This is a genomic window from Achromobacter sp. Marseille-Q4962 (genome assembly GCF_943737005.1).
In the GTDB taxonomy this organism is placed as follows: Bacteria; Pseudomonadota; Gammaproteobacteria; order Burkholderiales; family Burkholderiaceae_B; genus Achromobacter.
This window is the reverse complement of sequence record NZ_CALSFU010000011.1, coordinates 151,409-160,649: the sequence shown is the minus strand read 5'-3', so window position 1 is coordinate 160,649 and position 9,241 is coordinate 151,409. Positions and strand designations below refer to the sequence as shown.

Below are 9,241 nucleotides of genomic sequence, written 5' to 3'. Positions count from 1 at the left end.
TGTGTGGAACGACGCCCGAACGACCAACCTGATCGCCAACACGCTGGCCGTGCTGGCGGTGTGCGCCTTGCTGCTCGCGGGCGTGGCCTGGGTTGCGCAGCGTCCGTACTTCACGCTGTCGGCCATCGAGCTGGAGCCCATGCCGGACGGCGAGCTGCACTACGTGTCGCCGGGAGCGGTGCGGGCGGCCATCGCGGGCCGGTTCAAGGGGAACTTCTTCACCGTGGACCTGGACGAAGCGCGCGAGCTCTTCGAGTCGGTGCCCTGGGTGCGGCATGCCAGCGTGCGGCGCATCTGGCCGAACGTGCTGCGCGTGCGCATCGAAGAGCAGCAGCCCCTGGCGCTGTGGAACGAGAACCAGATGATCAACACCTGGGGCGAGGCGTTCACGGCGAATACCGGCGAGGTGGACGACGAGACGGTGCTGCCGCAGTTCTCCGGCCCGGAAGGCACGGAATCGCTGGTGGTTCAGCGCTACGCGGAACTGGCCCGCTGGTTCGCGCCGCTGGACCTGCACGTCGCCAAGCTCGAGCTCAGTCCGCGCTATGCCTGGCGGGCGGTGCTGTCCAACGGCCTGCTGCTGGACCTGGGCCGCGATCCGGGCGCCGACGCGCCGGATCCGCACGGGCTGCCCGGCGCCTTGCCCTTCGCCGCCCGCATCCAACGATTCGTGCAGGCCTGGCCCACGGTGACGGCGCGCCTGGAAGGGCGCACCGTCACGCAGGCGGACCTGCGCTACCCCAATGGTTTCGCCCTGGCGCTGGCCCCGTTGCCCGCGTCGGAAACCCAATCCAAATCCACACCCAAACCCAAGAAACGCTAACGCCATGACCCGTGACATCAAGGACCTTATCGTCGCCCTCGATATCGGCACCAGCAAGGTGGTGGCTGTGGTGGCTGAAATCCTGCCTGAAGGCCGATTCGAAGTGCTGGGCCTGGGCCAGCACGAGTCGCGCGGAATGCGCAAGGGCGTGGTCGTCAATATCGAGACCACGGTGAATTCCATCCAGCGCGCGCTCGAAGAAGCCGAGCTGATGGCGGATTGCAAGATCCGCGACGTTTACACCGGCATTGCCGGCAGCCACATCCGCAGCTTCAACTCCAGCGGCATGGTGGCCGTGAAAGACAAGGAAGTCACCGCCACCGACGTCGCCCGCGTGATCGAGACCGCCAAGGCGGTGAACATTCCCACCGACCAGCAGGTGCTGCACGTGCTGACGCAGGAATTCATCGTCGATGGCCAGGAAGACATCCGCGAGCCCATCGGCATGAGCGGGCTGCGCCTGGAAGTGCGCGTGCACATCGTGACCGGCGCGGTCAGCGCGGCCCAGAACATCGTGAAGTGCGTGCGCCGCTGCGGCCTGGAAGTGCAGGACCTGATCCTGCAGCCGCTGGCCTCCAGCCTGGCGGTGCTCACGGCCGACGAGAAGGAGCTGGGCGTGGTGCTGGTCGACATCGGCGGCGGCACTACCGACGTGGCGATCTTCACCGGCGGCGCCATCCGGCACACCGCCGTGCTGCCGATCGCCGGCGACCAGATCACCAACGACATCGCGGCCATGCTGCGCACGCCCACGCCGGACGCCGAGGAAATCAAGCTGCGCTACGGCGTGGCCAAGCAGGTGCTGGCCAGCCCGGACGAGTCGGTCGAAGTGCCCGGCCTGGGCGACCGTGGTCCGCGCCAGGTCAAGCGCCAGGCGCTGGGCGCCGTGATCGAGCCGCGCGTCGAGGAGCTGTTCACCCTGGTGCAGCAGGTCGTGCGCGATTCGGGCTACGAAGACCTGCTGGCGTCGGGCGTGGTGCTCACCGGCGGCTCGGCGCAGCTGCCCGGCATGGTGGAGCTGGCCGAGGACGTGTTCCTCAAGCCGGTGCGGGTGGCGGTGCCCGACTACGAAGGCAGCCTGGCCGACGTGATGCGCAATCCGCGCTTCTCGACCGTGATGGGGCTGCTGCAGGAAGCGCGCATGCAGCGCGTGCGGGGCCGCAAGGTGGCCGCGCAGACGGGCAACTTCAAGAGCCTGCTCGCGCGCATGAAGGAGTGGTTCATGAATTGAGTGGGGAGGCGGGTTGGGGCCCGCTTCCTGGCCCGCACGGCGGCGGTATCGCCGGACGGGCCGCAAGGGGAGGCGTCTCACACGTGTTGCGGGCCAGGCCGGCAACGTGTTTGAGGCGATTCACAAAAAATAGGTTGTTGGGGAATTTTGTGATTTGCAAATCGGACTTGTGAGGGAGTCATCATGATGAACTTTGAGATGCTTGAGAACACCACCAAAGGGACCGTTATCAAGGTCGTTGGTGTCGGGGGCGCGGGCGGCAACGCCGTCGCGCACATGATCCGCAGCGGCGTGAGCGGCGTGGACTTCATCTGCGCCAATACGGACGCGCAGGCGCTGGCGGCGACCAATGCGCCGGTGCAGATCCGCCTGGGCCGCACCGGCCTGGGCGCGGGCGCCAAGCCCGAGCAAGGCCGCGCCTCGGCCGAAACGGCGCGCGAGGAAATCCGCGCGGCGCTCAACGGCGCGCACATGGTGTTCATTACCGCCGGCATGGGCGGCGGCACCGGCACGGGCGCCGGCCCCGTCGTGGCCGAAGTGGCCAAGGAGCTGGGCATCCTGACCGTCGGCGTGGTCACCAAGCCTTTTTCCTTCGAAGGCACGAAGCGCCTGAAGATGGCCGAGGACGGCATCGCCGAACTGGGCAAGCACGTGCACTCGCTCATCGTGGTGCTCAACGAGAACCTCTATGAGCTGATGGACGAGGACGCGACCCAGGAAGACTGCTTCCGCGCCGCGGACGATATCCTGCACAACGCCTGCGCCGGCATTGCCGAGATCATCAACGTCGAAGGCAATGTGAACGTCGACTTCGAAGACGTGAAGACCATCATGGGCGAGCAGGGCCAGGCCATGATGGGCACCGCCACGGCTTCGGGCGCCGACCGCGCCCGCGTGGCCGCCGAACATGCCATCGCGTGCCCGCTGCTCGAAGGCGTGGATCTCAACGGCGCCCGCGGCGTGCTGGTCAACATCACCGCCAGCCGCTCGCTGAAGATGCGCGAAACGCGCGAAATCATGGAAACGATCCGCAGCTACGCTTCGGACGACGCCACCGTGATCTTCGGCACCGCCTACGACGAGTCCATGGGCGAGAACCTGCGCGTGACCGTCGTCGCCACCGGCCTGGGCCGCGCCCAGTCGCGTCCGCAACTCGTGCAGAACACCGCCGAGGCGCTGCGCACCGGCACCGACAACCTGGCCATGGACATGATGCCGTCCACGCAAGGCGACTACCGCAACCTGGACATGCCCTCGGTGATGCGCAACCCGCGCAGCCAGGCATCGGCCCAGGTGCGCGCGCTGGAAAGCTCGGGCATGGACCACTTCGACATTCCGGCTTTCCTGCGCAAGCAGGCGGATTGAACCTGGAGCCCGATCCGGGCTCTAACCTTGCTCCCTCATCTCCGGTCCGCCTGTCCCCGCGGGCGGACCGGAGGCGGAGAGGTCTGTTTTCTTCGTGCAAGAAAACAGGGACGGTTTTTTCGGCCAAATCCGCCGCCTCGATGGCGCCCGGATGCGGACAGCGTTACAATAGTTCGGTTATGGCGGCAATTTTCCAGCCATTTTGCCGGCTTCTGACTCAAATTCCAGATCATGGTCCGACAGCGCAGCATACAGAATCTCGTCCGCACGACAGGCGTCGGCGTCCATTCCGGACGGCGGGTCGAGCTGACGCTGCGTCCGGCACAACCCAATACCGGCATCGTTTTCCACCGCGTCGACCTGCCTGAAGTGGTCGACCTGCCCGCACAGGCCGAAGGCGTGGGCGATACGCGCATGGCCTCGGTGCTGCAGAAGGGCAACGTACGCGTTTCCACGGTCGAGCACCTCATGTCGGCGCTGGCCGGCCTGGGCATCGACAACCTGCACGTCGACCTGACGGCCGAAGAAGTGCCCATCATGGACGGCAGCGCCGCCACGTTCGTCTACCTGCTGCGCTCGGCGGGCATCGTGGAGCAGAACGCGCCCAAGCGCTTCATCCGGGTGCTCAAGCCCGTCGAGGTGCGCGAAGGCGAGGGCCGCAACGAGAAATGGGCGCGCCTGGAGCCGCACGAAGGCTTCGCGCTGGCCTTTTCCATCGACTTCCGCCATCCGGCCATCGATTCCACGGCCAATTTCGCCGAGATCGACTTCGCCACTCATTCGTACGTGCGCGAGATCGCCCGCGCCCGCACCTTCGGCTTCGTGAACGAGGTCGAGGCGCTGCGTTCCATGGGCCTGGCGCGCGGCGGCAGTCTGGACAACGCCATCGTCATGGACGAATACCGCGTCCTCAACAGCGACGGGCTGCGCTACGACGACGAATTCGTGAAGCACAAGATCCTGGACGCCATCGGCGACCTGTACCTGCTGGGCAAACCTCTGGTTGCCCGGTATGTGGCCTGCAAATCGGGCCACGGCCTGAACAACCAGCTCGCGCGCGCCCTGCTGGCGCAACGCGACGCCTGGGAACTCGTCACCTACGACTCGCAGGCCGAGGCGCCGCAGGCGTTCCGCCACGAGTGGAAGCTCGCCTGACCCGCTGATCTGAGGTCCGGCCGGGCCTTCCCAGCCGCGGCTCCCGCTGGTTTCGGGCTTCAGGGGTTTCAGCCTGCCTGCCGAACGCCCGGCCTCCAATGGCCGAGGGCCGTGGCGGCGGACGGCATCCGCACGATACGCGGACGCATCCCGCCAGGCGCCGGATACCGGCCGGCGCTCCGCCATTCGGCTCTTGCTGGTTTCGCTTCGTTTCCCCGGGTGCCGGACGGCGCGCAATGACGTTATAGTCAGCCAGACCTGTGATGCCTGAGCAGGCGCGCGACGGCGTCGGCCAGCGGGCCGGGCCGCAGCCGCTCCTGCAGTTCCTCGAAGGCGTGGAGCGCGGTTTCGTCCAGGGGCTGCGCCTCTTTGGGCGGCGGCGGCTGGCGCATGCCGGGCTTGGGCAGGCCGGCTTGTACCTTCACGGCGATTTCGCTAAGGTTCCAGCCTCGGTCGGTGAGCGCCTGCGCGATGCGCGGGGCGAGCTGCCGCAGCTTGGCCGCGTGCGCCGCCGTGGGCACCACGAGCTGCAGGCGCTGGTTTTCCAGCCTGGCCACCTGGCACACGGAACCCAGCGGCGCGGGCAGCACGGCCGCCACCGCGTATTGAATCTGTAGATGCTTGCGGGCGGTCGCCAGCACGCCGGCGCCCCGCGAGTCATGACCCAGCCATCCCAGGGCGGTATCTTCGCCGCGCCGGCTGGCATTGGAACGTTGACGGTATGAAGCGGGTCTATTCATGCCGGCTGCAAGACATAGGATGTGAACCTTGAAAATAGTCATTATGCACGCCCGGGACGGGCGGGCCGGGAGTTTCACTCTCGGCGGGGCCAGGCTGGCCCTTTTCATGGGGGCCGCACTCGTTACCGCAGCCATCGCCGGCGCCGCCGTCCAGCGCTATCTGAGTCCCATGCTGCCGCAGGTGCACGCCGTGGGCTGGCCGCTGGCGCAGCAGCCCGCCCGCGATGCCGACTTCCTGCGCGAGAGCATGAACCTGCTGGCCGCCAAGGTGGGCGCCTTGCAGGCCAGGCTGGTCAGCATCGACGGGCTGGGGCAGCGCGTCGCCCGCGCGGCGGGCGTGGCCTATACCGACCCGGAACTGGCCACCCAGATCGCGACGGGGCCCCAGGCCGCCATTGCGGCCGGCCAGCCCGAGGCCACTCAGGTCATGGACGACCTCTTTACCGACCATCCGCCTCCCAGCGCCGCCTCGGCCGAGGCGCTGGGCCGCCAGCTCGACGAGATCCAGGCGCGCCTGGCCCAGCAGGCCGACAATCTCAAGCTGCTGGACGCGGCGCTCACCCGGCGGTCGGCCGACCAGGCGCGCATGCCCACCGCGATGCCGATTACCGACTATCCCTACCTCAGTTCGTCCTACGGCTGGCGGCGCAATCCGGTGACGGGCCGCACCGCCATGCACGAGGGCCTGGATTTCGCCGCGCCGCCCGGCACGCCCATCCTGGCCGCCTCGGGCGGCGTGGTGCTGGAAGCGAAATTCCACCCCGGCTACGGCAACCTGGTCGAGATCGACCATGGCGACGGGCTCATCACGCGCTATGCCCATGCCTCCACGCTGCTGGTCCGGCAGGGCGAGCTGGTCGAGCGGGGCCAGCCCGTGGCGCGGGTCGGCAGCTCGGGCCGCTCCACCGGCCCGCACCTGCATTTCGAGGTCCGGCTGGCCGGCCAGCCGCTGGACCCGCGCCTTTTCCTGGGGCCGCAGCAGCAGCCCGCCCCGACGGCCGTGACGCGCCAGGCCGCTGCCCCCTGAACCCCGGCGCGACGGGCTTGTCATAGGTTCAGGCTATTGCGGTCCAGGTAAGTTAAACTGGTTCGTTTTCCAGCGGTCTCCGCTCAACCCAATAACAAAGTCACGGGCTTGCCCGGGCCCTTGCGGGCCGGGGCATGTTGTCCGTGTGGCCGACATACGCATGGTTTCTCTGCTCAAAAAACTCATAGGCAGCCGCAACGACCGGCTGCTTAAGCAGTATCGCAAGCTGGTTACCCAGATCAACGGGCTCGAACCCAAGATTTCCGCGCTTTCCGACGCGGAGCTTTCGGCCAAGACCGACGAATTCCGCAGCCGCCATGCCCAGGGCGAGTCCCTGGACGATCTGCTGCCCGAAGCGTTCGCGGTGGTGCGCGAGGCAGGCAAGCGGGTGTTCGGCATGCGCCATTTCGACGTGCAGCTGCTGGGCGGCATCGCCCTGCACAACGGCAAGATCGCCGAGATGCGCACGGGCGAGGGCAAGACGCTCATGGCCACGCTGCCGGTCTACCTGAACGCCATTTCCGGCAAGGGCGTGCACGTGGTCACGGTGAACGACTACCTGGCCCGCCGCGACGCCGAGTGGATGGGGCGCCTGTACCGCTTCCTGGGCATGACCACCGGCGTGGTGGTGCCCCAGCAGCCCAACGAGGAAAAGAAGGCCGCCTACGCTGCCGACATCACTTACGGCACCAATAACGAGTTCGGCTTCGACTACCTGCGCGACAACATGGAGTACCGCGTCGAGGACCGCCGCCAGCGCGGGCTGTCCTACGCCATCGTCGACGAAGTGGACTCCATCCTGATCGACGAGGCCCGCACGCCGCTCATCATTTCCGGCCAGGCCGAGGATCACACCGAGCTCTACATCCGCATGAACGCGGTGCCGCCGCTGCTCAAGCGCATGGCGTCCGAGCCCAAGCCGCAGGAGCCGGAACCCGAAGGCGATTTCTGGGTGGACGAAAAGAGCCAGCAGGTGTACTTGTCCGAGGCCGGGCACGAGAACGCCGAGGCCATCCTGGCGCGCCTGGGCATCCTGCCCGAGGGCGAATCGCTGTACGACCCGCGCCACATCGCCCTGATGCACCACCTCATGGTGGCGCTGCGCGCCCACACGCTGTTCTTCCGCGACCAGCAATACGTGGTGCAGGACGGCGAAGTCATCATCGTGGACGAATTCACCGGCCGCCTGATGGCGGGCCGCCGCTGGTCCGACGGCCTGCACCAGGCCGTGGAGGCCAAGGAAGGCGTGAAGATCCAGCACGAGAACCAGACGCTGGCGTCCATTACGTTCCAGAACTACTTCCGCATGTACGACAAGCTGTCGGGCATGACCGGCACCGCCGACACGGAAGCCTACGAATTCCAGGAGATCTACGGGCTGGAAACGGTCATCATCCCGACCAACAAGCCCATGATCCGCAAGGACCAGAACGACCAGGTCTTCAAGACCGACCGCGAGAAGTACGACGCCATCCTGGCCGACATCCGCGACTGCCACGAACGCGGCCAGCCGGTGCTCGTGGGCACGACCAGCATCGAGAACTCCGAACTGCTCTCGGGCCTGCTCAAGCAGGCCAAGCTGCCCCACGAGGTGCTCAACGCCAAGCAGCACGCGCGCGAAGCCGAGATCGTCGCCGAGGCCGGCAAGCCGGGCCGCATCACCATCGCCACCAACATGGCGGGCCGCGGCACCGACATCGTGCTGGGCGGCAGCGTGGACAAACAGGTGGATCTCATCCAGACGGACGAATCGCTGCCCGCGGCCGAAAAGGCCGCGCGCATCGAGCGCGTCCGCGACGAATGGAAGCCGCTCAACGAGCAGGTGAAGGCCGCCGGCGGCCTGCGCATCATCGGCACCGAGCGGCACGAGTCGCGCCGCATCGACAACCAGCTCCGCGGCCGCGCCGGCCGCCAGGGCGATCCGGGCTCCTCGCGCTTCTACCTCTCGCTCGAAGACCCGCTGATGCGCATCTTCGCCGGCGACCGCGTGCGCGCCATCATGGAGCGGCTCAAGCTGCCCGAGGGCGAGCCCATCGAGGCGGGCATGGTGACCCGCTCCATCGAAACTGCGCAGCGCAAGGTGGAAGGCCGCAACTTCGACATCCGCAAGCAATTGCTGGAATACGATGACGTGGCCAACGACCAGCGCAAGGTGCTCTACGCCCAGCGCAACGAGGTGCTGGAGGCATCCAGCGTGGGCGCCGTGGTGGAAAACCTGCGCGACGCCGCCGTGGTCGAGCTGTTCAATACCTACGTGCCGCCCGAGTCGGTCGAAGAGCAATGGGACGTCCCCGGCCTGCAGAAGGCGCTGGAAGGCGACTGGCACCTGCAGCTGCCGCTGGTCGAAATGCTCGAGAAAGAACCCAACCTCACCGACGACGATCTGCGCGAGCGCGTGGTGGCCGCGGCGCGCGACGTCTACGCCGGCAAGGTGGCCATGGTCGGGGCGGAAGCCTGGTCGCAGTTCGAGCGTTCGATCATGCTGCAGGCCATCGATACGCATTGGCGCGAGCATCTTTCGGCGCTGGACTACCTGCGCCAGGGCATTCACCTGCGCGGCTATGCGCAGAAGAATCCCAAGCAGGAATACAAGCGCGAAGCCTTCGAGCTGTTTTCCGGCATGCTGGACCGCATCCGCGACGACGTGGTGCGCGTGCTGATGACGGTGCGCGTGCAGTCCGCCGAACAAGTGGAGCAGGCCGAGGCGGATGCCGCGCAGTCACACGTGCAGAACGTGCAGTACCACCACTCCGACTACGACGAGGCGCTGGCGCAGGGCGCCGGCGAAACGGGGCAGCAGCCCGTGCGCAACGTGGTGCCGAAGGTGGGGCGCAACGATCCGTGCCCGTGCGGCAGCGGCAAGAAATACAAGCAGTGTCACGGCAAGCTGGTCTGATCCG

The 9,241-nt window shown here is 67.1% G+C and carries 7 protein-coding genes; 6 read left to right on the top strand and 1 reads right to left on the bottom strand.

Going from position 1 to position 9,241, the window contains the following annotated elements:
• The first annotated feature begins 1 nt into the window (after window position 1).
• From NGJ44_RS11910 to lpxC, 4 genes are all read left to right on the top strand, one after another.
• A complete protein-coding gene (locus NGJ44_RS11910) occupies window positions 2-823 on the top strand; it encodes a cell division protein FtsQ/DivIB (protein WP_251864026.1) in 822 nt (273 codons plus the stop codon).
• A gap of 4 nt (window positions 824-827) precedes the next feature.
• The gene (ftsA, locus tag NGJ44_RS11905) at window positions 828-2,054 is read left to right on the top strand and encodes a cell division protein FtsA (protein WP_053246548.1); all 1,227 of its coding nucleotides are present in this window, start codon (window positions 828-830) and stop codon (window positions 2,052-2,054) included.
• Window positions 2,055-2,237: 183 nt separating this feature from the next.
• The gene (gene ftsZ / locus NGJ44_RS11900) at window positions 2,238-3,419 is read left to right on the top strand and encodes a cell division protein FtsZ (protein ID WP_053246549.1); all 1,182 of its coding nucleotides are present in this window, start codon (window positions 2,238-2,240) and stop codon (window positions 3,417-3,419) included.
• A 231-nt stretch (window positions 3,420-3,650) separates the two neighbouring features.
• On the top strand, window positions 3,651-4,574 hold the full coding sequence (gene lpxC, locus NGJ44_RS11895) for a UDP-3-O-acyl-N-acetylglucosamine deacetylase (RefSeq protein ID WP_251864025.1): 924 nt from the start codon (window positions 3,651-3,653) through the stop codon (window positions 4,572-4,574).
• 248 nt (window positions 4,575-4,822) lie between these two features.
• Here the strand turns inward: lpxC and NGJ44_RS11890 are convergent, their stop codons facing one another.
• Window positions 4,823-5,314, bottom strand: a complete 492-nt coding sequence (locus tag NGJ44_RS11890; RefSeq protein ID WP_053246551.1) for a flagellar hook-length control protein FliK — start codon at window positions 5,312-5,314, stop codon at window positions 4,823-4,825.
• A gap of 43 nt (window positions 5,315-5,357) precedes the next feature.
• On the opposite strand from NGJ44_RS11890, the gene NGJ44_RS11885 reads away from it, so the two are divergent.
• Together NGJ44_RS11885 and secA are read left to right on the top strand one after the other, a co-directional pair.
• Complete coding sequence (locus NGJ44_RS11885; RefSeq protein ID WP_251864042.1) at window positions 5,358-6,341, top strand: M23 family metallopeptidase; 984 nt, start codon at window positions 5,358-5,360, stop codon at window positions 6,339-6,341.
• 160 nt (window positions 6,342-6,501) lie between these two features.
• A complete protein-coding gene (gene secA, locus NGJ44_RS11880; RefSeq protein WP_286012353.1) occupies window positions 6,502-9,237 on the top strand; it encodes a preprotein translocase subunit SecA in 2,736 nt (911 codons plus the stop codon).
• The last annotated feature ends 4 nt before the right edge of the window (window positions 9,238-9,241 follow it).